We start from the raw sequence: 23,312 nt of genomic DNA, 5'->3' as shown, positions 1-23,312 counted from the left end.
CCCGATGACCGATGCCTCGCACGACCTCGACCTCGCCCTCGCGCGAAAGGTCCTGGACGCCCAGCCCTTCAGTCGGCTCGTCGGCGCCCGGATCACGGCCTTCGGCGACGGCGGGGCCACTCTGGAGGTGGACCTGCGGGAGGAGCTCCGGCAGCAGAACGGCTTCGCGCACGGCGGCGTGCTCTCCTACGCGGCCGACAACGCGCTCACCTTCGCGGCCGGCACCGCGCTGGGCGCGGCCGTCCTGACCGCCGGCTTCTCCATCCAGTACGTCCGCCCCGCGCGCGGCCGCACCCTCGTCGCCCGCGCGAGCGTGGTCCACGCGGGCCGACGTCAGGCGGTGGTCCGGTGCGACCTCCTGACGGTGGACGAGGAGGGCGACGAGACCCTGTGCGCGGTGGCGCAGGGAACGGTCCTCTCCGCGAGCGCCTGAGGAGCCGCACGGACAGGGCCGGTCGACGACGGGACCGGCCCATGCCAGGATCCCGGGCTCGCGACGCGAGGTCCCGGCCCACGAGGCGCGGTCCCGGGCTCGCGACGCGAGGTCCCGGCCCACGAGGCGCGGTCCCGGGCTCGCGACGCACGATCCCGGCCTGCGGCGCGCGATCCCGGCCCTCGCGACGCGCGATCCCGGCCCTCGCGACGCGCGATCCCGGGCTCGCGACGCGATCTCGCACCCGCCGGGATCGGCCGTCCCGCGATCTCGCACCCGCCGAGTTCGGCCGCCCCCGCGGTCCCGGTCGCCACGACGGGATCCCGCCCCGCGGTCCCGGTCGCTACGACGGGATCTCGGGTCGCTACGACGGGATCTCGGCGAGCGCGATCGGGCGCCGTTCGCGTCGTGAGCGCTCGCATGCCTCCGCGATCCGGAGCGCCTCCAGCGCCTCGCGGCCGTCGCACGGGTTCGGCGCCTCACCCCGTACGAGACGGACGAAGGCGTCCAGCTCGGCCTCGTACGCCGGCGCGAACCGCTCCAGGAAGCCCGGCCAGGGCTTGACGGGGGCGGGCGGTCCCGAGGGTTCCACCGAGGTGAGCGGGGTCCTGTCGTCCAGGCCGACGGCGATCTGATCCCGCTCGCCCGCCAGCTCCATGCGTACGTCGTACCCGGCGCCGTTGCACCGGGTCGCCGTCGCCGTGGCGAGCATGCCGTCGTCGAGGGTGAGCAACGCCGCCGCGGTGTCCACGTCCCCCGCGTCGCGGAACATCGCGGGGCCGGCGTCCGAGCCGGTGGCGTACACCTCGACGACCTCGCGCCCGGTCACCCAGCGCAGTATGTCGAAGTCGTGCACCAGACAGTCCCGGAAGAGACCGCCGGAGAGCGGCAGATACGCGGCGGGCGGCGGAGCCGGGTCGGAGGTGGCCGCCCGTACGGTGTGCAGGCGGCCGAGCCGGCCCGTCCGCACGGCCTCGCGAGCGGCCGCGTACCCGGCGTCGAAGCGCCGCATGAAGCCGAGCTGGAGCTCCGTGCCCGCGGCCTCGACCGCCCGCAGCGCGCCGAGCGTGCCGGGCACGTCCAGGGCGATGGGCTTCTCGCAGAAGGCGGGCAGTCCGGCCCCCGCCGCGCGGCCGATCAGCTCGGCGTGGGCCGCGGTGGCGGAGGCGATCACGACGGCGTCGAGGGCGTGGTCGAGGAGGGCGTCGACGGTGGGCGCCGCGCCGGCGCCGATCGCCCCGGCGACCTGCGCCGCCCGAGTGGCGTCCGCGTCCGCCAGGACGAGCGATTCGACCTCCGGATGGCGGGCGAGCACGCCCGCGTGGAAGGCCCCGATACGTCCCGTTCCGATCAGTCCGATGCGCATGGCCCCCAAGGTGGTGCGGAACGGAGACCCTGTCAAGGATTTGTCAGGACAATCGGACTTCACCACTTCCTGTCATCTTCTCCTCGGGCTACGCTCCCGTCCGTGTCCAAGCCGTCGTCCGCCTCGCTGCCCCCCTTCTCCGTGGACCGCACCAGCCCGGTCCCGCTCTACTACCAGCTCGCCCAGCAGCTGGAGGCGGCGATCGAGAACGGGGTCCTGACCCCCGGCAGCCTGCTCGGCAACGAGATCGACCTCGCCACCCGGCTGGGCCTCTCCCGGCCCACCGTCCGCCAGGCCATCCAGTCGCTGGTCGACAAGGGCCTCCTGGTCCGCCGGCGCGGCGTGGGCACCCAGGTCGTGCACAGCCAGGTCAGGCGGCCGCTGGAGCTGAGCAGCCTCTACGACGACCTGGAGGCGGCCGGCCAGCGCCCCGCCACCCGCGTCCTGGCCGACCGCGTCGAACCCGCCACCGCCCGGGTCGCCGCCGCCCTCGGCGTACCGGAGGGCAGCGACGTGCGCTACGTGGAGCGGCTGCGATCCGCGCACGACGAGCCGATGGCGTACCTGCGCAACCATCTGCCGGCGGGACTCCTCGACCCGGAGCCCGGACGGCTGGAGACCACCGGCCTCTACCGTCTGATGCGCGGCGCCGGTATCACTCTCCACAGCGCCCGCCAGACCGTGGGCGCCCGGGCCGCGACGGCGGCCGAGGCGGAACTGCTGGCCGAGGAGGAGGGAGCCCCGCTGCTCACGATGGAACGCACCACCTTCGACGACACCGGACGTGCCGTCGAGTTCGGATCGCACCTCTACCGGGCCTCGCGGTACTCCTTCGAGTTCCAGCTCCTGGTGCGCCCCTAGCCTTAGATTCGCCCCGCGAAGATCCGCGCGACCCCCATGACCGATACTGCAATGCACGCAGAAGGACACAAAGGAGGGCACGGTCTCGTGACCAGGCTTCGGACAGGAGGGGTACGCGCCGCAGTCGGCGCCGTGCTCGCGGTGGCGCTCACCGCCGCACTCGCAGGGTGCAGCAGCACCGGCGGGAAGCGCGCGGAGGACGCCCGCAAGGCGGCCGCGGCCCAGGGGAAGGCGGCCGTGAACACCCCCCGGTGGACCTTCGCCATGGTGACCCACTCGGGCGACGGCGACACCTTCTGGGACATCGTCCAGAACGGCGCCGAGCAGGCCGCCGCCAAGGACAACATCAACTTCCTCTACGCCCACAGCGACGAGGCGCAGCAGCAGTCGCAGCTCATCGACTCGTACATCGCCAAGGGCGTCGACGGACTGATCGTCACCCTCGCGAAGCCCGACGCGATGAAGACCGCCGTGGAGAAGGCGGTCAAGGCCGGCATCCCGGTGATCACCGTCAACTCCGGCTCCGAGCAGTCCAAGGCGTTCGGCGCGCTCACCCACATCGGCCAGGACGAGACCGTGGCGGGCGAGGCGGTCGGCGAGGAGCTCGACAAGCGCGGGAAGAAGAAGGCCCTGTGCGTTCTGCACGAGCAGGGCAACGTCGGCCACGAGCAGCGCTGCGCGGGGGCGAAGAAGACCTTCGGCGGCGACCTGCAGAACCTGTACGTCGACGGCACCAACATGCCCGACGTCCAGGCGTCCATCGAGGCCAAGCTCCAGTCCGACCCCGCCATCGACGCCGTCGTCACTCTGGGCGCGCCCTTCGCCGACGCCGCCGTCCAGGCGAAGGGGACCGCGGGCTCCAAGGCGGAGGTCGACACCTTCGACCTCAACGCCAAGGTGGCCACCGCGCTCTCCGCGGGCACCCTCGGCTTCGCCGTGGACCAGCAGCCCTACCTCCAGGGCTACGAGGCCGTCGACCTGCTCTGGCTGTACAAGTACAACGCCGACGTCCTCGGCGGCGGCAAGCCGGTCCTCACCGGACCGCAGATCATCACCAAGGACGACGCCGAGGCGCTGAAGGGCTACGCGGAGCGGGGCACCCGATGAGCCCGACCGCCCCGACGGAGCTCGACCACGTCGACGAGCGGCTGCTGCGCACCTCCCCGCTGAAGAAGCTGCTGGCCCGGCCCGAGCTCGGCTCGGTGGTCGGCGCGGCCGCGGTCTTCGTCTTCTTCTCCCTGGTCGCCGACAGCTTTCTGCGCGCCTCCAGCCTCGGCACCGTCCTGTACGCGGCCTCCACCCTCGGGATCATGGCGGTGCCCGTCGCGCTGCTGATGATCGGCGGCGAGTTCGACCTCTCGGCCGGCGTGATGGTCACCACCTCGGCGCTGGTGTCGTCGATGTTCAGCTACCAGATGACGGCCAACGTCTGGGTCGGCGTCGGGGTCTCGCTGATCGTCACGCTGGCCATCGGCGCCTTCAACGGCTTCATGCTGACCCGCACCAGACTGCCGAGCTTCATCATCACCCTCGGCACGTTCCTGATGCTGACGGGACTCAACCTCGGCTTCACCAAGCTGATCAGCGGCACGGTCTCCACCAAGTCGATCGCCGACATGGAGGGCTTCCCCTCCGCCAAGAAGGTCTTCGCCTCGCAGCTGACCATCGGCGACGTCGAACTCAAGGTCACCATCCTGTGGTGGATCGTCCTGGTCGCGGTCGCCACCTGGATCCTGCTGCGCACCCGCTTCGGCAACTGGATCTTCGCCGTCGGCGGTGGCGCCGACGCCGCCCGCGCCGTCGGTGTCCCGGTCTTCCGGACCAAGATCGGCCTCTACATGGGCGTGGCCTTCTGCGCCTGGATCTCCGGACAGCACCTGCTCTTCTCCTTCGACGTCGTCCAGTCCGGAGAGGGCGTCGGAAACGAGCTGATCTACATCATCGCGGCCGTCATCGGCGGCTGTCTGATCACCGGCGGTTACGGTTCCGCCATCGGCTCGGCGGTCGGCGCGTTCATCTTCGGCATGACCAGCAAGGGCATCGTGTACGCGGAGTGGAACCCGGACTGGTTCAAGTTCTTCCTGGGAGCGATGCTCCTGCTCGCGACCCTGCTGAACGCCTGGATCCGCAGGCGCGTGGAGGCAACCAAATGACCACCCCCGAGCCCACCGCCCCGGCCCCCGCGCTCGTCGAGCTCGACGACGTCAGCAAGTACTACGGCAACATCCGCGCCCTCGAAGGGGTCTCCCTGGAGGTCCGCGCGGGCGAGATCACCTGCGTCCTGGGCGACAACGGAGCCGGCAAGTCCACCCTCATCAAGATCATCGCGGGACTGCACCGGCACGACGCCGGAAGCTTCCGCATCGAGGGCGAGGAGGTCTCCCTCGCCAACCCGCGCGAGGCCCTGGACCTCGGTATCGCCACCGTCTACCAGGACCTCGCCGTCGTCCCCCTGATGCCGGTCTGGCGGAACTTCTTCCTCGGCTCCGAGCCCACCAAGGGCGCGGGCCCGTTCAAGCGCCTCGACGTCGAGCTGATGCGCGAGACCACCCGCACGGAGCTGCTGCGCATGGGCATCGACCTGCGCGACGTCGACCAGCCCATCGGCACCCTCTCCGGGGGCGAGCGCCAGTGCGTGGCCATCGCCCGCGCCGTCCACTTCGGGGCCAAGGTCCTCGTCCTGGACGAGCCGACCGCCGCCCTCGGCGTCAAGCAGTCCGGAGTGGTCCTGAAGTACGTGGCCGCCGCCCGTGACCAGGGCCTCGGAGTGGTTCTCATCACCCACAACCCGCACCACGCCTATCTCGTCGGCGACCGTTTCATCCTCCTCAAGCGCGGCGTCATGTCGGGCAGCCACACCAAGGATTCGGTCACCCTGGACGAGCTGACCCGGCAGATGGCGGGCGGCAGCGAGCTGGAGGACCTCCGTCACGAGCTGGAGCGCCCCACCGCTCCGTGACCGCCGCGCAGCCGTCGTAAGCCGCCGCCCGACACCGCACCTGGCAGAATCGAGCCGATGAGTACCTACCGCGATCTGACCCAGCGCGGGGCCACCCGGGGCGCCGCGCTGCGGACCGTCGGCACCCGAGAGCGGCGCTCCCACCTGACCGCGCCCCGGGTGCCCACCGTCGGCATCGACATCGGCGGTACGAAGGTCATGGCCGGCGTCGTCGACGCGGACGGCACCATCCTGGAGAAGGTCCGCACCGAGACCCCCGACAAGTCCAAGAGCCCCAAGGTCGTCGAGGACACCATCGTCGAGCTGGTCCTGGACCTCTCCGACCGGCACGACGTGCATGCCGTCGGCATCGGCGCGGCCGGCTGGGTCGACGCCGACCGCGCCACCGTCCTCTTCGCCCCCCACCTCGCCTGGCGCAACGAGCCGCTGCGCGACTCCCTCCAGTCCCGGCTGGCCGTCCCCGTCATGGTCGACAACGACGCCAACACCGCCGCCTGGGCCGAGTGGCGCTTCGGCGCGGGACGGGGCGAGGACCACCTCGTCATGATCACCCTCGGGACCGGCATCGGCGGGGCGATCCTGGAGGACGGCCGGGTCAAGCGCGGCAAGTACGGGGTGGCCGGCGAGTTCGGCCATATGCAGGTCGTCCCGGGCGGGCACCGCTGCCCCTGCGGCAACCGCGGCTGCTGGGAGCAGTACAGCTCCGGCAACGCCCTGGTCCGCGAGGCGAGGGAACTGGCCGCCGCGGACTCCCCGGTCGCGTACAACATCATCGAGCGGGTGAAGGGGCACGTCCCCGACATCACCGGCCCGCTCATCACCGAGCTCGCCCGTGAGGGCGACGCCATGTGCGTCGAGCTCCTCCAGGACATCGGACAGTGGCTCGGCGTCGGCATCGCCAATCTCGCCGCCGCCCTCGACCCCTCCTGCTTCGTCATCGGCGGAGGCGTCAGCGCCGCCGACGACCTGCTGATCGCGCCCGCCAGGGACGCCTTCCGGCGTCACCTCACCGGCCGCGGCTACCGCCCCGAGGCCCGGATCACCAAGGCTCAGCTCGGCCCCGAGGCCGGCATGGTCGGCGCCGCCGACCTCGCCCGGCTCGTCGCCCGCCGCTTCCGCCGTGCCAACCGCCGCCGCGTCGAGCGCCACGAGCGGTACGAGCGCTACGCCCAGGCACTGCGCGGCAGCACCGAAGGACGCACCCCCCGCACCACCCAGGACCCGGACTCATGACCGTTCCCTCCCCGACCATCTCGCCCGAGCAGGAGACCAAGCTGCCGGAAGACAGGCGCCACATGATCCGCCGGCGCTGGCTGACGGCGATCATCATCGTGCTGCTCGTCGGCATCCCCGCCGGCTATCTGATGATCTCCGCCGGGCAGAGCCGGGACAGCGGCCGCGACAAGGAGCGCGAGTCCTCGGCCACCGGTCTGGTCGACAACTGGCCCTCGCTGATGAAGCGCCGTGTCTTCGAGGTCCCGATCCCCGCGGGCAGCACCGGGGTCGCCTACTACGAGACCAGCAACTGGAAGACCAGCCGGCTGTACGTCCAGTTCACGACGAACGCCGGCCGGCTCGACACGTTCCTGGACGAGGTCGGCTCCAGCCGCTCCGAGCTGGTCCCCGGAAAGATCACCATCGACGACCGCGACGCCGTCATCGCGGGCTGGGACTTCACGACGGACCAGGACTGGTCCGGCACCACCGTCCGCAAGGACAAGCCGCGGCCCAGCCAGGACATCACCGTCGACCTCACCGACCCCGCCGCCCCGAAGGTGTTCGTGGTGTCCACCACCACGCCGTGACGGGACCGACCTCCACCCCCTGACCGGAGGCGGGGTGCCCGCTCATTACCCTGGAGCGAGTGAGCCAGAGCCAGACACCCCCGCCGCAGCCGACCCCGACCACCCTGCAATACCGCCTCGACGGCCCCGACGACGCCCCCGTCCTGGTGATCGGCCCCTCCCTCGGAACCACCTGGCACATGTGGGACCGCCAGATACCCGAACTCACCCGCCAGTGGCGCGTCGTCCGCTTCGATCTGCCGGGGCACGGCGGGGCACCCGCCCAGCCCTTCACCTCCGTCGCCGAGCTCGGCGACCGGCTGCTCGCCACCCTCGACGAGCTGGGCGTCCAGCGCTTCGGCTACGCGGGCTGTTCCATCGGCGGCGCGGTCGGCCTCGACCTCGCCCTGCGGGCGCCCCACCGGGTGGCCTCGCTCGCCCTGGTCGCCGCCTCGCCCCGGTTCGGCAGCGCCGACGAGTTCCGCCAGCGCGGAGTGATCGTCCGTACCAACGGCCTCGAACCCATGGCCCGCACCGCCCCCGAGCAGTGGTTCACCCCCGCCTTCCGCGCCGCGCAGCCCGCCATCGTCGAATGGGCCGTGCAGATGGTCCGCACCACCGACCCCGGCTGCTACATCGGCGCCTGCGAGGCGCTCGCCGTCTTCGACGTACGCGAAGCGCTCGGCCGCATCGGCATCCCCGCCCTCGTGCTCGTCGGCTCCGAGGACCAGGTCACCGGCCCCGCCGAGGCCCGCACCCTGGTGGCGGGGATAGCCGACGCCCGGCTCGCCGTCGTCCCCGGCGCCTCGCACCTCGCCCCGGTCGAGCAGCCCGCCGCCGTCACCGAGCTGCTCACGAGCCACTTCGCCGGGGTCGTGCACGACACGCAGAGCGCCATGCCCGCCCTGGCGGTGCCGCCGGTCTCCGCCCCGGTCGTGCCCGTCGCCGAGATCGCGCCCGCCGAGCCGGCGGGCGAGGACGCCGGGGCGGTGCGGCCCGATCCGTACGACGCGGGCGTCAAGCTGCGCCGCGAGATCCTCGGCGACGCCCATGTGGACGAGGCCCTGGCCGACGAGTTCGGCGCCGACCTCCAGTCACTCGTCACCCGCTACGCCTGGGGCGAGGTCTGGAGCCGCGAGGGCCTGGACCGCCGTACCCGCAGCTGCGTGACGCTGACGGCGCTGATCGCAGGCGGCCACCAGGACGCGCTCGGCGACCACACCAGGGCCGCCCTGCGCAACGGCCTGACCCCGGACGAGATCAGGGAGGTCGTGCTGCAGACCGCGGTCTACTGCGGGCTGCCGGCGGCCGAGCGTGCCCTCCGGGTGGTGGCACGGGTGATCAAGGAAGAGACCACCCCGCAGGCGTAGGCTGAACGGGCCCCGTCCGGCCCGTCGTGAGGTGAAGTCCCGTGAAGCTGACGAAGAAGTCGCATGCCTGCGTTCGTCTGGAGAAGGACGGACGGACGCTCGTCATCGACCCCGGCGGCTTCAGCGAGGAGGACGCCGCGCTCGGCGCCGACGTCCTGCTCGTCACCCACGAGCACGCCGACCATTTCGACGAGGACCGGCTGCGGGCCGGTCTGGAATCCAACCCGGCGGCCGAGATCTGGACCCTGCGCAGCGTCGCGGAGAAGCTCTCGGCCGCCTTCCCGGGCCGCGTCCACACCGTCGGCCACGGCGACGCCTTCACCGCCGCCGGCTTCGACGTCCAGGTCCACGGCGAGCTGCATGCCGTGATCCACCCGGACATCCCCCGGGTCACCAACGTCGGCTTCCTCGTGGACGGCTCCGTCTTCCACCCGGGCGACGCGCTGACCGTCCCCGGCCACCCGGTGGACACGCTGATGCTGCCGGTGATGGCCCCCTGGAACAAGATCTCCGAAGTGATCGACTACGTACGCGAGGTCAAGCCGCGCCGGGCGTTCGACATCCACGACGCCCTGCTCACCGACCTCGCCCGGCCCATCTACGACCGGCAGATCGGCGCACTCGGCGGCACGGACCACGGCCGGCTGACCCCGGGCGACTCGACCGAGCTGTGATCCACCGGGCCGCGAGGCCGGTGACTGTCACACCCCTTCGTTAGGCTTGCGCTCATGCGCATCGCGACCTGGAACGTCAATTCGATCACCGCCCGCCTGCCTCGACTCCTGGCCTGGCTGGAGAGCACCGGCACGGACGTGCTGTGCATCCAGGAGACCAAGTGCACCGTCGAGCAGTTCCCCGCCGACGAGCTGCGTGAGCTGGGGTACGAGTCGGTGGTGAACGCCACCGGGCGGTGGAACGGCGTGGCCCTGCTCTCCAAGGTCGGCCTGGAGGACGTCGTCACCGGCCTGCCCGGCGGGCCCGGCTACGAGACCGTCCAGGAGCCCCGGGCGATCTCCGCGACCTGCGGCCCGGTCCGTGTCTGGTCGGTCTACGTGCCCAACGGCCGCGAGGTCGCCCACGAGCACTACGCGTACAAGCTGCGCTGGCTGGAGGCGCTCCAGGCGGCCGTCGCCGAGGACGCCGCGGGGGAGCGGCCGTTCGCCGTCCTGGGCGACTACAACATCGCGCCGACCGACGACGACGTCTGGGACCGGGCGGCCTTCGAGGGCCTCACACACGTCACCGACCCGGAGCGGGCCGCGCTGGCCGGACTCCGCGAGGTCGGCCTCGCGGACGTGGTCCCGCGGCCGCTGAAGTACGACCACCCCTTCACGTACTGGGACTACCGCCAGCTCTGCTTCCCGAAGAACCGCGGGATGCGCATCGACCTGGTGTACGGCAACAAGCCCTTCGCCGAGGCGGTCAAGGACAGCTACGTCGACCGCGAGGAGCGCAAGGGCAAGGGCGCCTCCGACCACGCACCGGTCGTCGTCGACCTGGACGTCTAGGACCCTGACTGACGGCCCTGGGCCCAGGCGGCGTTCCAGCCGGCCAGTTCGGCCGGGCGGTTGGTGATGATCGCGTCGGTGCCGAGCGAGTCGAGGGTCTTCCAGCGGTCCGCGGTGTCGACCGTCCAGGCCATCACGGCCACCCCGGCGGCGTGGAGCTTCCCCACCGCCTCGGGGTGGGCGTTGAGCTGGCCGACGGCCGGGTTGTAGGCGCTCAGCCCGAGCTCCGCGGCGACCGCGACCGGGTCGGGGTCCAGCGTGTCGCGCAGCAGGCCGAGGGGGAGCTCGGGTGCCAGCGCGCGGGTGTGCCGCAGCGCCTCGGGGTCGAAGCTCTGCACGAGCACCCGGCCGGCCATGCCGTGGTCGCGTACCTCCTTGACGATTCGCGCCACCTCGTCGCGGCTGTGCGGGCCCTTGATCTCGAGGACCAGGTTCCCGCCGCGCAGGCGCAGATCGTCCAGCTGGGCGGCGAGCGTGGGGACCCGTACGCCGGTGAACACGGGGGCGAACCAGGAGCCCGCGTCGAGCCGGTCCAGCTGCCTGGCGGTCAGTCCCCGGATCGGCCCGGTCCCGTCGGTGGTGCGGTCGACCGTGGTGTCGTGGAGGACGTACGGCACGCCGTCCCGGCTCGGCTGGACGTCGTTCTCGATCCACCGGGCGCCGCCCCTGCGGGCGACCTCGTCGGAGACGAGCGTGTTCTCGGGCGCGGCCGAGGAGGCGCCCCGGTGGGCGATCACCGTCATCGGCGAGCCTGGCGCCCGCAGGAAGGTGTTCGCGGCCCGCCGCTCGGCGCCGCCCGCGGCCTTGGCCGCGTCGGGGGTGGGAGCGGACGGCGCGTCCCGCACCGTCAGGAACGCGGCGGTCGAGGCGCATACGAGGGCGATCCCGAGCGAGACGGCGGCGATGCGCCGGCCGCGTCGCGGGCCGGCCGGCGGAGTCTGGGGCTCTGGCATGGGCATCACCTTAGAGGCGGGCCCACACCGGGGAGGCGGCGGCCCGCCCGGGCCGCGGACGATCTCCGCGTGCCGGGTGGTGCCACGGGAGGGTGCGGTGCGACGCTGGTCGGATGAACATCCCGTTCCTGGACATCTGGCGCAAGCGGCCCGCGGCCGATCGATCCCCCTTGGCCGCGGCCTTCGACCGTGATCCGGAGGGGGTGGGTGAGTTGCTCGCCGAGTGCGAGCTGCTGCGCGCCAGGGCCCAGGCCGCGGGGGTGAGGCTGGACGACACACCGCGCTCGCTGGTGGCGATCGACCAGCTCACGCCGCGTTGGCGGGACGATCCGGAGGAACTGCCCTGGATCGGCAATGACGCCGGGCTGTACCTGGGGACGGTCATCGTGCGGACGGTGCCCGGCGCGGCCTGGCAGGTGTGGCCGGGGGGCCGGCCGGTGGTCCGGCTGGCCTCGGGCCGGGAGATCGACGTGGTGACGGCGGGGCTCGACTGGGCCGTCGGCGGATCGCCCGAACTGTCCCAGGTGTACGCGGAGGCCGCCGAGTTCTGAGCCGCCCCGAACGGGCCTCGGGTCACCTCTTCGCAGTAAATACGGCTAATGTCGCTTTCATGCGTGTCAGGCGTGAAGTCCCTTTTTGTAGTGGATAGTTTGCGCTGACCTCGACACCGCTGAGAATGGGGCAGGGCAGCGTATGGCCGTCGTCGATCCGTTGATCGAGCTGCGTGACGTCAACAAGCACTACGGCACCTTGCACGTTCTGCAGGACATCCACCTCACCGTCGGCCGCGGAGAGGTGGTGGTGGTCATCGGACCGTCCGGTTCGGGCAAGTCGACGCTCTGCCGGGCCATCAACCGGCTGGAGTCGGTCGAGGCGGGCGAGATCCTCATCGACGGACAGCCCATCCCCTCCGAGGGGAAGGCGCTGGCCCGGCTGCGGGCCGAGGTCGGCATGGTCTTCCAGTCCTTCAACCTCTTCGCGCACAAGACCGTCCTCGCCAACGTCTCCCTGGCGCAGATCAAGGTCCGCAGGCGCAGGAAGGAGGAAGCCGACCGGCGTTCGCGCGAACTCCTCGACCGGGTCGGGCTCGCCGCCCACGCCGACAAGTTTCCCGCCCAGCTCTCGGGCGGCCAGCAGCAGCGCGTCGCGATCGCCCGCGCACTCGCCATGGACCCCAAGGCGCTCCTCTTCGACGAGCCGACCTCCGCCCTCGACCCCGAGATGATCAACGAGGTCCTGGAGGTGATGCAGCAGCTCGCCCAGGAGGGCATGACCATGGTCGTCGTCACCCACGAGATGGGCTTCGCCCGCTCCGCCGCCAACCGCGTCGTCTTCATGGCCGACGGCCGCATCGTCGAGGACCGCGCCCCCGAGGAGTTCTTCACCAGTCCGCGCAGCGAGCGCGCCAAGGACTTCCTGTCCAAGATCCTCAAGCACTGAACGGGCGGGGCGCCATGCACCGTGCGCGACGCACTCTCACCGCCCTCGCGCTGCTCGCCTCCGCCGTGACGACGCTGGTCTCCTGCGGCAAGGAGGGCAGTCCGCCCGTCAAGGGCCCGCAGCCCGACGAACTCCCTGTCTACCAGGTCGATTCGGGGTTCCAGCTGCCCGAATCCCCGACCTGGCGGAAGGCGAAGGAGCGTGGCCATCTGATCGTCGGCGCCAAGGAGGACCAGCCCTACATGGGGGAGAAGGACCCGGCCACCGGACGGTACTCGGGCTTCGACATCGAGATCGCGAAGATGATGTCGGCCTCGCTCGGCTTCGACCCCGCCTCGATCGAGTTCCGGACCATCGCCTCGGCCAACCGCGAAACGGCCCTGCAGAACGGTCAGATCGACTACTACGTCGGCACCTACACCATCAACGACAACCGAAAAAAGCTCGTCGGCTTCGCGGGCCCCTACTACATGGCCGGCCAGTCGCTGCTCGTCCGCACCGACGAGAACGACATCGACGGACCGCAGGACCTCGACGGCAAGCGCGTCTGCTCGGCCGCCGGATCCACCCCGTACCAGCGCATCGAGAAGGACTACCCGAAGGCGGACCTCGTCGCCTACGACACCTACTCCGTCTGCGTCGACAACCTCCTCACCTACCAGGTCGACGCGGTCACCACCGACGACACGATCCTCATGGGCTACGCGGCCAAGGTCCCCGACGAACTCAAGGTCGTGGGCCGGCCGTTCTCGAAGGAGCCGTACGGCATCGGCGTGCCGCGCAGCGACAACGCCCTGCGCTTCGCCCTCGACGACGCCCTCTCCGTCCACGAGAAGAACGGTGACTGGAAGAAGGCGTACGACGCGACCGTCGGCCTCTCCGGGGTCCCCGCCCCGCAGCCGCCCCCCATCGACCGCTACCCGGCGAGCTGAGGAGGCAGGCCCGCATGGACGTCCTGACACAGAACTTCTCGCTCTACTGGGAAGGCTTCCTCGGCACCGTCGAACTCACCGTCTACTCCTCGCTCCTCGCCCTCGTGCTCGGCTTCGTGATGGCCTCCTTCCGCGTCGCGCCCGTCGGCTCCTTCCGGGTCTTCGGCACGGTCTGGGTCACCGTGCTGCGCAACACCCCGCTCACCCTGCTCTTCTTCGCCGTGATGCTCGGCCTGCCCCGCTTCGGACTCGTCCTCCCCTTCGAGCTGTTCGCGGCCCTCGCCCTGGGCTGTTACACCTCGGCCTTCATCTGCGAGGCGCTGCGCTCCGGCATCAACACCGTTCCGCGCGGGCAGGGCGAGGCCGCCCGCAGCCTCGGCATGACCTTCGGGCAGACCCTCAACACCGTCGTCCTGCCCCAGGCGTTCCGTTCCGTCATCCCGCCCATCGGCTCCACGCTCATCGCACTCGCCAAGAACTCCGCGATCGCCGGAGCCTTCAGCGTCACCGAACTCCTCGGCACCTACAAGACGTTGAGCGAGCTCGGCTACAACATCATCTGGACCTTCGTCTGGATCGCCGTCGGATACCTGATCATCACCCTCACCATCAGCGCGATCTTCAACGTCCTGGAGAAGCGCTGGGGAGTCACCCGATGACCGAGTCCACCGCCCTGTACGACATCCCCGGCCCACAGACCCGCAAGCGGCACCGGCTCTACGGCGTCGTCTCCACCGTCGCGATCCTGGCCCTGGCCGGCTGGATCCTCTATCTCCTCTTCGACACCGAGCAGTTCACCGCCACGAAGTGGTCGCCCTTCGAATACATCGGGATCCAGGAGCTGTTGCTGCGCGGCCTGCGCAACACCCTCACGGCCTTCGCGTACGCCTCGGTGCTCTCGCTGGCGCTCGGCGCCGTCCTCGCCACCGGACGCCTCTCGGAACGCGCGGTGTTCCGCTGGGTCTCGACACTGCTCGTCGAGTTCTTCCGCGCCATGCCCGTGCTTGTGATGATCTTCTTCATCTTCGTGGCGCTGAAGGTCCAGCCGCTGCCGGCGCTGGTCGCCGGACTGACCCTCTACAACGGCTCGGTGCTCGCCGAGGTGTTCCGCACCGGGGTCAACTCCGTCGACCGCGGCCAGCGCGAGGCGGCGTACGCGCTCGGTATGCGCAAGACCCAGGCCATGACCTACGTCCTCGTGCCGCAGGCCGTCCGGGCGATGCTGCCGACCATCATCAGCCAGTTGGTGGTGGCCCTGAAGGACACCTCGCTCGGCTTCCTCATCACCTACGAGGAGTTCCTGCACGCGGGCAAGCTGATCGCGTCGAACCTGGACTACGATCTGCCGTTCATCCCCGTCGTGATGGTGATCTCGCCGATCTACATCGGGATGTGCATGCTGCTCTCCTGGTTCGCCACCTGGGTGGCCCGGATGGAGCGTCGCAGTCCCAAGACCAAGGCCGCGGAGGTCCGCCCGGCCGAACCAGAGACGCTGCTGCCGGGCGGGGGGCCTCCCACGAGGCCCTAGGAGCCCCGCAGCAGCCGGCATGGAGCCGAACCCGTCCGGCAGCAGCCGGTGATCACTTCTCCCGCAGCGGGACCGACACGTACGAGGGGTCGGCCGACGGGGAGGAGAAGGTCAGCTGTGCGCCGGTCGGGTTGTGCTCGATGTAGAGCGGGTCGACGGTGTCGACGACCAGGGCGAGACGGTGGCCCGCCGGCACGTCGTAGGCGGTGGAGAACAGCTCCAGGTCGACGGCGAACGGCTTGCCGGGTGTCTTGCCGTGGAAGGTGTACGGGGCATTGCTGACCAGCTTGCCGAGGCCGAGCGGGCCCACGTCGTAGAGGTAGGCGACGAGGGTGCCGCTCTCCTTGGTGGAGGTGACCGTGGTGTGCAGCTTCGCCGTGCCGCGCACCCGCTGGGCCGTGTCGTACCGCTCGGACTGCCAGACGCCGGCGAAGGGGCGGGGGAGGAGCGGGATCGAGGCGACGGGCGGGGTCTTCAGGAACTGGTCCAGGGCGTTGGAGAGCAGCACGATGCCGCCGTTGGCGCCGGAGTCGACGTTCGCCCAGATCCTCTGGGTGCCGGCGAGGGCGATCTTCCGCTCGTTCGCGCCCACCGACTTCCAGTCCGGATAGCCCTCGTAGCCGGCGGTGGACCGGGACTTGAGCTGGACGGGCTGCTCACGGTCGATGCCGTTGTCGACGCCCTTGAGGTAGTGGTCGAACCAGCGCCGGGTGCTGGTCCAGGTGTCGTTGGGCAGCCCGAACAGACCGGTGGCCTCGGCGGTGGCGTGGTCGCCGGGGCGGAACTCCAGGCGCTTGGGGCCCTGGAGCTTTTCGTAGAAGGAGGCGTACTGGTTGGGCGGGAAGATGGTGTCGCCCCAGGCGTTGCCGAGCATGATCGCGGCGCCGTTGGCGTTGATCCGGTCCAGATGGGTCGCGGCGGAGCGCTCCTTGCCCCAGGCGATCATCTCCTCCTCCTTGGCCAGGTCGGAGGAGAGGAAGTCGCCCAGGATGCGCCGGAGTTCGGGTCCGGGGCGGCCGGTGATGTAGCCGGCTCCGCCGAGCAGGGCCGCGGCCTGGAAGTGCTGGGTGCGGCCGCTGTAGATGGACTCGATGAGATCGGCCCAGCCGCTCAGCGCCGCGACTGCCTTGATCCGCTTGTCGTGCGCGGAGGCGAGGAGGCTGATCCCGGCTCCGTAGCTGACCCCGGCCATACCGACCTTGGCGGGGTCGGCCGGGGTGTTGGCGAGGGCCCAGTCGATGACCTTGGAGGCGTCGGCGACGTCCTTCGGTCCGGCGGTCTCGATCTCGCCGCCGGACTGCCAGAAGCCGCGCGAGTTGTAACCGACCACGACATAGCCGGAGTCGGCGAGCTTCACGGCCTGGGCGAGGTACTCGATCTGCGGCATCGCCCAGCTGGTCGGGAGCACGATCACGGGGTAGCGGGTCGAGCCGTCGGCGCCGGCGGGGGTGACGACGTTGGCCTTGAGGATCGTGCCGCCGTCTCCGGCGATGTCGACGAAGCGGATGCCGGGCCCGGCGGCGTGGGCGGCGGGGGCGAGCCCGAGGGCCGTCCCGGCCACCAGGGCGGCCGAGACGGCGAAGACCAGAGGTGTGCGCACGGGTCACTCCTACTCGTGTCACTGGTGGGGACAGTGAAAGTGACCCGACGGTAACCGCAGGGGCTTACCCGAGGTAACTGGTCGGTAAGTTACGCGAGGGTAACGATTGTTGAACGCGTGATCAGCGCAGGGCGCTCCTCGCCTGCCACTCGGACCACGAGAGGTTCCACTCGCCGTAGCCGTTGTTCAGGGCCTGCGTCCCCTTGGCGTCGGAGCCGGTGATCTCGAAGGGATCGCCGACCTGAACCGCGTCGTACACGCTCCGCGCGTTCGCGTCGCTCATTCCGATGCAGCCCGAACTCTTGTTGGCGCTGCCGAAGTACGCGGCGTTCCAGGGCGCCGCGTGGGCGTACATGCCCGACCAGGTCAGCCGCATCGAGTAGTCGACCATCTTGTCGTAGGCGTCGCCGAGTCCGACGGTCTCGGAGCGCATGTTGATGGTGCCCTCCTTGGACATCAGGACGGTCTTCCCGCGCCAGGACGCCTTCTCGCCGCCGGGCGTCCCCGCCGACATCGGCACGTCCTGGACCACCTGGCCGTCGCGGAGCAGCCTCAGCCGGTGCGTGTCGAGGTCGACCTTGACCAGCTGGTTCCTGCCGATCGAGAAGGTCGTGGTGTAGTCCCGGACGAACCAGCCGCCCGTGCCGGAGTCGGTACCGCTCAGGGCGGCGTCCAGGGTGACCTTCGTGCCGGACTTCCAGTACTCCTTCGGCCGCCAGTCGACCCGGTCCTTGCCCGACCAGTCCTGCATCCAGCCCCAGGAGCCCTCGGTGTCGTTCGAGGTCGTGACCTTGAGGTGCTTCTCGACCTCGGCCTTGTTCTTCACCGGGTGGTCGAACACGATCGACAGCGGCTGGGCGATGCCGACCGTGGTGTTCTTCCCCGGCGCGAGCGTCAGCTTGTTGACCTTCTCGGGAGCGGCGGTGGAGAACTCGGCCTTCGCGCTCCCGCCGGCCGTGTCACGCGCCTCGACCGCGTACGCGGTCCCGGGCGTGGCCTTACGGGAGGAGGTCCAGCTCTTCCCGTCGGCGGCCACCTTCCCGTCGAGCCGCCCGCCCTTGGAGTCGGTCACGCTCACCTGCTGAAGCCGCTCCCCCTCGGCGAGCGTGACGACGACGGGCTTGCCGGCCTCGGCCGTCGCCCCGGTCGTGTTCACCGAGATCCGCGTCTTCGGCGCCTCCCGCCCGCCACCTTTGGCGTCGCCCGCCCCATCCGATCCACCGGAACACGCACTGACGGCGAGGGCCAGTGCGGTGGTGACGAGCAGGGCGGGCACGGGTATGCGCTTCACGAGGACGACCTCCGGTGGTGATCTCTTACGCGGGGAGAGAGGGTCGTCGGCCGGAATCGGTTCCGAATATGTGGACTATTTCGCCGATGTCGGATGTGAGATGGGCGATACGGACGCTCGCCGTCGCCACCAGCAGCGATCTGACCCTCTGGAGCCGCGCCGGAGGCGTGATCCCCGGATCTGGCGTTCCGGCGGCGGTCGCCCCAAGCTGGGGGCGTGGAGAACACCAGCGACGTACCGGACGTCTTCGACCCACGGATCTACGCCGAAGGGCTGCCGCACGAGGCGTTCAGGGTCCTGCGCGACCGTCGGCCCGTCGCCTGGCAGGAGGAGTACGGAGTTCTCGGCTGGCCCCCCGGGCCCGGGTTCTGGGCCGTCACGCGCCACGCCGACGTCGTGCGGGTGCTCAAGGACTCCGCGGACTACTCCTCATGCCTCGGCGCCACCCAGATCCGTGACCCGGACCCGGCCGATCTGCCCTTCATCCGGCGGATGATGCTCAACCAGGACCCGCCCGAGCACGGGCGCCTGCGCCGGCTCGTCAGCCGGGCGTTCACGCCCGGCCGCGTCGGACGGTTCGCCGGGATCGCGCGGGCACGGGCTCGCGAGCTGCTGAAGGCGGCTGTCGACGCGGGCCCCGAGGTCGACCTCGTGAGGGCCGTGACCGACGACTACGCGCTGCTCAACCTCACCGACCTGCTCGGCGTCCCCGCGGGCGACCGCGGCCTGCTGCTCGCCTGGACCGAGCGGGTCATCGCCTACCAGGACCCGGACGAGCCGCCCGTCCTCGACGAGCGGGGCCGACCGGTCAACCCCCGCTCGCCCGCCATGCTCGCCGAGATGTTCGACTACGCCCGCGAACTCGCCGCGTACAAGCGGAAGCACCCCGCCGACGACATCATGACCGCGCTCGCCACCTCCGAACTCCTCCCCGCCGAGCTGGAGATGTTCTTCTTCCTGCTCACCGTCGCCGGCAACGACACCGTCCGCAGCGCCGCCCCGGGCGGCCTGCTCGCCCTCGCCGAACACCCCGACGAGCGCCGACGGCTCTGGAGCGGGACCGTCACGACGGACCGCGCCGTCGAGGAGCTCCTGCGGTGGCACCCGCCCGTGCTCTCCTTCCGGCGCACCGCCGCCCGCGACACCGAACTCGCCGGCCGGCCCATCGCCGCCGGCGACAAGGTCGTCGTCTTCCACGCCTCCGCCAACCACGACGAACGCGTCTTCACCAACCCGTACCGCCTGGACCTGGACCGGACTCCGAACCCGCACGTCTCGTTCGGCGAGGGGCCGCACGTCTGCCTCGGCGCCCACTTCGCCCGGCTGCAGCTGCGCGTCCTGCACGAGGAGGTCCGGGACGTCCTCGGCGACCTCACGCTCACCGGCCCGCCCCGCCGCCTCGTCTCCAACTTCATCAACGGCGTCAAGTCCCTGCCGGTTCAGGTGCGGGAACAGTCCGCGCGGCCCGCGTGACATCGGCGACCAGTTCCACCACATCGGGGCCGTACGCATCGGAGTTGACCACCTTGAGGAGGAGCACGAAGGGGCCGGAGCCGTACTTCCGCGCCAACTTCTCGTGGTGCCGGGCCAGATGGCGGGCCGCGGCCTGGTTGCTGATCGCGGACTGACCGCAGAAGAGGAACACCGGCAGGCCGCCCTCGCCGCCGGTGAGCCGGGCGAGGACGACGAACTCCGCCTCCCCGGGAACGCCCCGGTACACCTCGCCGTCGACGATCGTGAACATGCCCCGGTCCGCGACCGGTTCCGACTCCACGTTCATCGTCAGACCCGGCAGCAGCGAGGAGAGATGCGCCGCCATCCGGCGGTTGGAGTACGGCCCGCCGACGCAGAACTCTGCGCGGTCCCCGAGGCCCTGGCGCGCCATGTCGTGCTGGACTATCTCCGGCCGCGCCCCGCAGTCCTTGATCAGCGCGGAGAGCTCGAGCAGCGCGGACACGTCGACGTTGTGCACCGCCCGCTCGCTCCCCGCCTTGCGGTTCACCACCAGCAGGCATTCGGAGCCCCCCGTGAGGCCGAAGAACGCCTGCTTGCGCCGGAGCTTGCGGCGCCAGAGGTAGGTCCTGGCCAGCCAGCCGAGCGAGGCGCTGACCCCCGTGGCGAGGACTCCCAGCACGACATTGCGCAGGTCTTCATTCATGGGCGCGCATGGTAGCGGGGGAGCGGTCCTCAGTTCGAGGCGGTCCTGACGGGACGGGCGGGAGGAAGTTACGCTGCGCGGACGGTCGTTGACTGGAGGTAGGGATGCGTCGTTCCGTGCTGCGGAATGGGTCGGTTCTCGTCGTCGCCGCGACATGGCTCTCGGTGGGGGCCGCGGCTCCTCCGACGCCGACCCCGCCCCCGTCCCCGGTGAAGGAACCCGTCGCCGTCGGATACGGCGGAGCCGTCGCCAGCGTGGACGCCGACGCCTCCGCCGCGGGTATCGAGGTGCTCCGCAAGGGCGGCAACGCCGTCGACGCGGCCGTCGCCGTGGCCGCGGCGCTCGGCGTCACCGAGCCGTACTCCGCGGGCATCGGCGGAGGCGGCTACCTCGTCCACTACGACGCCAGGACCCGTACGGTCCACACGATCGACGGCCGCGAGACCGCCCCCGCGTCGGCGGACACCCAGCTCTTCATGGAGAACGGCAAGCCCATCCCGTTCGAGGAGGGCATGACCAGCGGCCGGGGCGTCGGCACCCCCGGCACCCCGGCGACCTGGAAGACCGCTCTCGACGCCTGGGGCAGCAAGCCGCTGCGCTCCCTCCTCGAACCGGCCGAGCGGCTCGCCCGCGACGGCTTCACCGTCGACGCCACCTTCCGTGCCCAGACGGCCGCCAACGAGGCCCGCTTCCGGGACTTCCCTGCCTCCTCCGAACTCTTCCTGCCCGACGGCCGACTGCCCGTCGTGGGCTCCGTCTTCAAGAACCCCGACCTGGCCCGTACATACGACAAGCTGGGCCGCGAGGGCGTCGGCGCGCTCTACCGGGGCCCGCTGGCCCGGGACATCGTCGACACCGTCCGCAAGCCTCCGGTGCGGGACGGGGCCACCCGGGTGGTGCGCTCCGGCGACCTGACGGAGCGTGACCTCAAGGCGTACGAGACCGAGCGGCGCCGCCCGACACGGATCTCCTACCGGGGCCTCGACGTCTACGGCATGGCCCCGTCGTCCTCCGGCGGTACGAGCGTCGGCGAGGCGCTCAACATCCTGGAGCGCACCGACCTCTCCGCCTCCTCGCAGACCGCCTATCTGCACCGTTTCATCGAGGCGAGCCGGATCGCCTTCGCCGACCGGGGGCGCTGGGTCGGCGACCCGGCCTTCGAGGACGTGCCGACCCGCGAACTGCTCTCGCAGCGCTACGCCGACTCCCGCGCCTGCCTGATCCGCGACGACGCCGTGCTGACCAGCCCGCTCGCGCCGGGCGACCCGCGCGATCCGGCGGCCTGCGCGAGCGGGGGTACGGCGGCGCCGACCACGTACGAGGGTGAGAACACCACCCATCTGACGGTCGCCGACAAGTGGGGCAACGTCGTCGCGTACACCCTGACGATCGAGTCGACGGGCGGCAGCGGCATCACCGTTCCCGGCCGCGGCTTCCTGCTCAACAACGAGCTGACGGACTTCTCCTTCGCCCCGGCGAACCCGGCCGTCCACGACCCGAACCTGCCGGGCCCGGGGAAGCGTCCCCGCTCCTCTATGTCCCCGACGATCGTGCTCGACGGACACGGACGGCCGGTGCTCGCCCTCGGCTCCCCGGGCGGCGCCACCATCATCACCACCGTGCTCCAGACGCTGACCGGCGTGGTGGACCGGGGTCTGCCGCTCGTCGACGCGATCGCGGCCCCGCGCGCCAGTCAGCGGAACCAGGCGACGACGGAGCTGGAGCCGGGGCTGTGGAACAGCCCGCTGAGGGGCGAACTCGAGGCGATCGGCCACGGCTTCCGGCAGAACCCCGAGATCGGGGCGGCGACCGGCGTACAGCGACTGCCGGACGGCCGCTGGGTGGCCGCGGCGGAGACGGTGCGCAGGGGCGGCGGTTCGGCGATGGTGGTGCGGCCGGCACGGTAGCGAGCACGCGGCGAGACCTCGCCGGGGCTCCGGGCGGCGACGGGCCGCGACAGGGGGCGGGCTGTGGTGACGGCTCGCCCACCGAAGCGGGCCTCCCATGTGCCCGGGGCCGGCCGCCCACGGACCCGCCCGTAGACCCCGCCCACATGCCCGTGCCTACGGCGCCGTGAGGATCCTCGGGCCGTCGTCGGTGATCGCGACCGTGTGCTCGGCGTGGGCCGCGCGGGAGCCGTCCATGGTGTGGACCGTCCAGCCGTCCCGCGCCGTGTAGTGGTCGTCCCCGCCCCCGCCGATCAGCATCGGCTCGATCGCGATGACCATTCCGTGGCGCAGCGGCATCCCCCGGCCCGGGCGTCCTTCGTTGGGGACGCCCGGGTCCTCGTGCATCGTGCGGCCGATCCCGTGACCGCCGAAGCCGTCCGGGATGCCGTAGCCCGCGTCCCGGCACACCCGGCCGATCGCGTGCGCGATGTCGCCGATGCGGTTGCCGACGACGGCCGCGCCGATACCCGCCTCCAGGGCGGCGTACGCCGTGTCGATCAGCCGGGTGTCCGCGGGGCGGGCCCGGCCGACGGTGAAGCTGATCGCGGAGTCGCCCGCCCAGCCACCGAGGACCGCACCGCAGTCGACGGACACGAGGTCCCCGTCGACGAGGCGGCGGTCGCCCGGGATGCCGTGCACGATCGCGTCGTTCACGGAGACGCACACGACCGCGGGGAAGGGCACAGGGGCCCAGTCGGGGTGGTAGTCCAGGAACGGCGAGCCGGCGCCGGCCGCCGCGAGGACCTCCCGGGCCGCCCGGTCCAGCTCCCGCGGGCTCACGCCGGGCGCCGCCTTCTTCCGTGCGGCCGCCAGGGCCTCGGCCACCACCCGTCCCGCCTCGCGCATGGCGCGCACCGATTCGTCCGTCTTGATCTCGACCATGCCAATTACTATACCGGTATTACAATGGTGGCCATGGTGCGCACACCCCTGACCCCCGAAGAGCGCGAGCGCGGCGAGCGGCTCGGCGTTCTGCTGCGCGAGGCGCGCGGCGGCCGTTCCATGGTCGAGATCGCCGCGGCCGCCGGACTCTCCGCCGAGACGCTCCGCAAGATCGAGACCGGGCGGGCCCCGACGCCCGCCTTCTTCACGGTCGCGGCCCTCGCGGGCGTCCTCGGCCTCTCGATGGACGAGATCGTCACGCGCTGCGCGCTGGTGCCGGTCTAGAGGCGTGGTCGTA

Annotated in this window: 24 protein-coding genes; 18 read left to right on the top strand and 6 right to left on the bottom strand. The window is 71.2% G+C overall.

Annotation, left to right across the window (positions count from 1 at the left end; all coding sequences use genetic code 11):
• The first annotated feature begins 4 nt into the window (after positions 1-4).
• Entirely contained in the window at positions 5-433 is a 429-nt protein-coding gene (locus ACFQ7Q_RS03570) for a PaaI family thioesterase (protein ID WP_383549285.1), read from the top strand.
• A 364-nt stretch (positions 434-797) separates the two neighbouring features.
• On the opposite strand, the gene ACFQ7Q_RS03565 is transcribed toward ACFQ7Q_RS03570, so the two are convergent.
• Complete coding sequence (locus ACFQ7Q_RS03565) at positions 798-1,799, bottom strand: Gfo/Idh/MocA family oxidoreductase (protein WP_383549282.1); 1,002 nt, start codon at positions 1,797-1,799, stop codon at positions 798-800.
• Positions 1,800-1,940: 141 nt separating this feature from the next.
• Between ACFQ7Q_RS03565 and ACFQ7Q_RS03560 the strand changes: the two genes are divergently transcribed.
• The 9 genes from ACFQ7Q_RS03560 (at position 1,941) to ACFQ7Q_RS03520 (ending at position 10,281) form a co-directional block, all read left to right on the top strand.
• Positions 1,941-2,660 carry a GntR family transcriptional regulator gene (locus tag ACFQ7Q_RS03560; RefSeq protein ID WP_383549552.1) on the top strand — a complete coding sequence of 240 codons (720 nt, stop codon included), beginning with the start codon at positions 1,941-1,943 and terminating at the stop codon, positions 2,658-2,660.
• A gap of 87 nt (positions 2,661-2,747) precedes the next feature.
• Complete coding sequence (locus ACFQ7Q_RS03555; protein WP_383549279.1) at positions 2,748-3,767, top strand: sugar ABC transporter substrate-binding protein; 1,020 nt, start codon at positions 2,748-2,750, stop codon at positions 3,765-3,767.
• Positions 3,764-4,813, top strand: a complete 1,050-nt coding sequence (locus ACFQ7Q_RS03550; RefSeq protein WP_383549276.1) for an ABC transporter permease — start codon at positions 3,764-3,766, stop codon at positions 4,811-4,813. The genes ACFQ7Q_RS03555 and ACFQ7Q_RS03550 overlap by 4 nt, the downstream gene beginning before the upstream one ends.
• A complete protein-coding gene (locus tag ACFQ7Q_RS03545; RefSeq protein WP_383549273.1) occupies positions 4,810-5,619 on the top strand; it encodes an ATP-binding cassette domain-containing protein in 810 nt (269 codons plus the stop codon). The genes ACFQ7Q_RS03550 and ACFQ7Q_RS03545 overlap by 4 nt, the downstream gene beginning before the upstream one ends.
• A 57-nt stretch (positions 5,620-5,676) precedes the next feature.
• Entirely contained in the window at positions 5,677-6,852 is a 1,176-nt protein-coding gene (locus tag ACFQ7Q_RS03540) for an ROK family glucokinase (RefSeq protein ID WP_383549270.1), read from the top strand.
• Positions 6,849-7,424, top strand: coding sequence for a hypothetical protein (locus ACFQ7Q_RS03535; protein WP_383549267.1), 576 nt, complete (start codon positions 6,849-6,851; stop codon positions 7,422-7,424). The genes ACFQ7Q_RS03540 and ACFQ7Q_RS03535 overlap by 4 nt, the downstream gene beginning before the upstream one ends.
• A 50-nt stretch (positions 7,425-7,474) precedes the next feature.
• Positions 7,475-8,773, top strand: coding sequence for an alpha/beta fold hydrolase (locus ACFQ7Q_RS03530; protein WP_383549549.1), 1,299 nt, complete (start codon positions 7,475-7,477; stop codon positions 8,771-8,773).
• Between the two features lie 41 nt (positions 8,774-8,814).
• Entirely contained in the window at positions 8,815-9,447 is a 633-nt protein-coding gene (locus ACFQ7Q_RS03525) for an MBL fold metallo-hydrolase (protein ID WP_383549264.1), read from the top strand.
• A gap of 54 nt (positions 9,448-9,501) precedes the next feature.
• A complete protein-coding gene (locus ACFQ7Q_RS03520; RefSeq protein ID WP_383549261.1) occupies positions 9,502-10,281 on the top strand; it encodes an exodeoxyribonuclease III in 780 nt (259 codons plus the stop codon).
• Here ACFQ7Q_RS03520 and ACFQ7Q_RS03515 read toward each other — a convergent pair.
• Positions 10,278-11,234: a glycerophosphodiester phosphodiesterase gene (locus ACFQ7Q_RS03515; protein WP_383549259.1), complete on the bottom strand. Its 957-nt coding sequence runs from the start codon at positions 11,232-11,234 to the stop codon at positions 10,278-10,280. The two genes, ACFQ7Q_RS03520 and ACFQ7Q_RS03515, sit on opposite strands and share 4 nt — an antisense overlap.
• A 113-nt stretch (positions 11,235-11,347) precedes the next feature.
• Between ACFQ7Q_RS03515 and ACFQ7Q_RS03510 the strand changes: the two genes are divergently transcribed.
• From ACFQ7Q_RS03510 to ACFQ7Q_RS03490, 5 genes are all read left to right on the top strand, one after another.
• A complete protein-coding gene (locus ACFQ7Q_RS03510) occupies positions 11,348-11,785 on the top strand; it encodes a DUF6278 family protein (protein ID WP_383549256.1) in 438 nt (145 codons plus the stop codon).
• A 142-nt stretch (positions 11,786-11,927) separates the two neighbouring features.
• The gene (locus ACFQ7Q_RS03505) at positions 11,928-12,674 is read left to right on the top strand and encodes an amino acid ABC transporter ATP-binding protein (protein WP_383549253.1); all 747 of its coding nucleotides are present in this window, start codon (positions 11,928-11,930) and stop codon (positions 12,672-12,674) included.
• A 14-nt stretch (positions 12,675-12,688) separates the two neighbouring features.
• On the top strand, positions 12,689-13,606 hold the full coding sequence (locus ACFQ7Q_RS03500; protein WP_383549250.1) for a glutamate ABC transporter substrate-binding protein: 918 nt from the start codon (positions 12,689-12,691) through the stop codon (positions 13,604-13,606).
• A 14-nt stretch (positions 13,607-13,620) separates the two neighbouring features.
• Positions 13,621-14,265, top strand: a complete 645-nt coding sequence (locus ACFQ7Q_RS03495) for an amino acid ABC transporter permease (RefSeq protein ID WP_383549247.1) — start codon at positions 13,621-13,623, stop codon at positions 14,263-14,265.
• Positions 14,262-15,134 carry an amino acid ABC transporter permease gene (locus tag ACFQ7Q_RS03490; protein ID WP_383549244.1) on the top strand — a complete coding sequence of 291 codons (873 nt, stop codon included), beginning with the start codon at positions 14,262-14,264 and terminating at the stop codon, positions 15,132-15,134. Before ACFQ7Q_RS03495 ends, ACFQ7Q_RS03490 begins: the two co-directional genes overlap by 4 nt.
• 52 nt (positions 15,135-15,186) lie before the next feature.
• Here ACFQ7Q_RS03490 and ACFQ7Q_RS03485 read toward each other — a convergent pair whose 3' ends face one another.
• Together ACFQ7Q_RS03485 and ACFQ7Q_RS03480 are read right to left on the bottom strand one after the other, a co-directional pair.
• Positions 15,187-16,734 carry an alpha/beta fold hydrolase gene (locus ACFQ7Q_RS03485; protein ID WP_383549242.1) on the bottom strand — a complete coding sequence of 516 codons (1,548 nt, stop codon included), beginning with the start codon at positions 16,732-16,734 and terminating at the stop codon, positions 15,187-15,189.
• Between the two features lie 121 nt (positions 16,735-16,855).
• On the bottom strand, positions 16,856-18,025 hold the full coding sequence (locus tag ACFQ7Q_RS03480; protein ID WP_383549239.1) for an Ig-like domain-containing protein: 1,170 nt from the start codon (positions 18,023-18,025) through the stop codon (positions 16,856-16,858).
• 216 nt (positions 18,026-18,241) lie between these two features.
• Here ACFQ7Q_RS03480 and ACFQ7Q_RS03475 point away from each other — a divergent pair, with 216 nt between their 5' ends.
• Positions 18,242-19,498 (top strand): cytochrome P450, encoded by a 1,257-nt coding sequence (locus tag ACFQ7Q_RS03475; RefSeq protein ID WP_383549235.1) that lies wholly within the window; start codon positions 18,242-18,244, stop codon positions 19,496-19,498.
• Here the strand turns inward: ACFQ7Q_RS03475 and ACFQ7Q_RS03470 are convergent.
• A complete protein-coding gene (locus ACFQ7Q_RS03470; RefSeq protein ID WP_383549232.1) occupies positions 19,449-20,183 on the bottom strand; it encodes a hypothetical protein in 735 nt (244 codons plus the stop codon). The genes ACFQ7Q_RS03475 and ACFQ7Q_RS03470 overlap by 50 nt on opposite strands.
• A gap of 104 nt (positions 20,184-20,287) precedes the next feature.
• Between ACFQ7Q_RS03470 and ggt the strand changes: the two genes are divergently transcribed.
• Positions 20,288-22,090, top strand: coding sequence for a gamma-glutamyltransferase (gene ggt, locus ACFQ7Q_RS03465; protein ID WP_383549229.1), 1,803 nt, complete (start codon positions 20,288-20,290; stop codon positions 22,088-22,090).
• A 156-nt stretch (positions 22,091-22,246) separates the two neighbouring features.
• Here ggt and map read toward each other — a convergent pair whose 3' ends face one another.
• On the bottom strand, positions 22,247-23,014 hold the full coding sequence (gene map, locus ACFQ7Q_RS03460) for a type I methionyl aminopeptidase (RefSeq protein WP_383549227.1): 768 nt from the start codon (positions 23,012-23,014) through the stop codon (positions 22,247-22,249).
• Between the two features lie 33 nt (positions 23,015-23,047).
• Between map and ACFQ7Q_RS03455 the strand changes: the two genes are divergently transcribed.
• Positions 23,048-23,299, top strand: coding sequence for a helix-turn-helix transcriptional regulator (locus ACFQ7Q_RS03455; protein WP_362358844.1), 252 nt, complete (start codon positions 23,048-23,050; stop codon positions 23,297-23,299).
• The last annotated feature ends 13 nt before the right edge of the window (positions 23,300-23,312 follow it).

This window comes from Streptomyces sp. NPDC056527, from assembly GCF_042794475.1.
In the GTDB taxonomy this organism is placed as follows: domain Bacteria; phylum Actinomycetota; class Actinomycetes; order Streptomycetales; family Streptomycetaceae; genus Streptomyces.
Note: the sequence above shows the minus strand (reverse complement) of the source record. Positions and strands in the feature narration are given on the sequence as shown.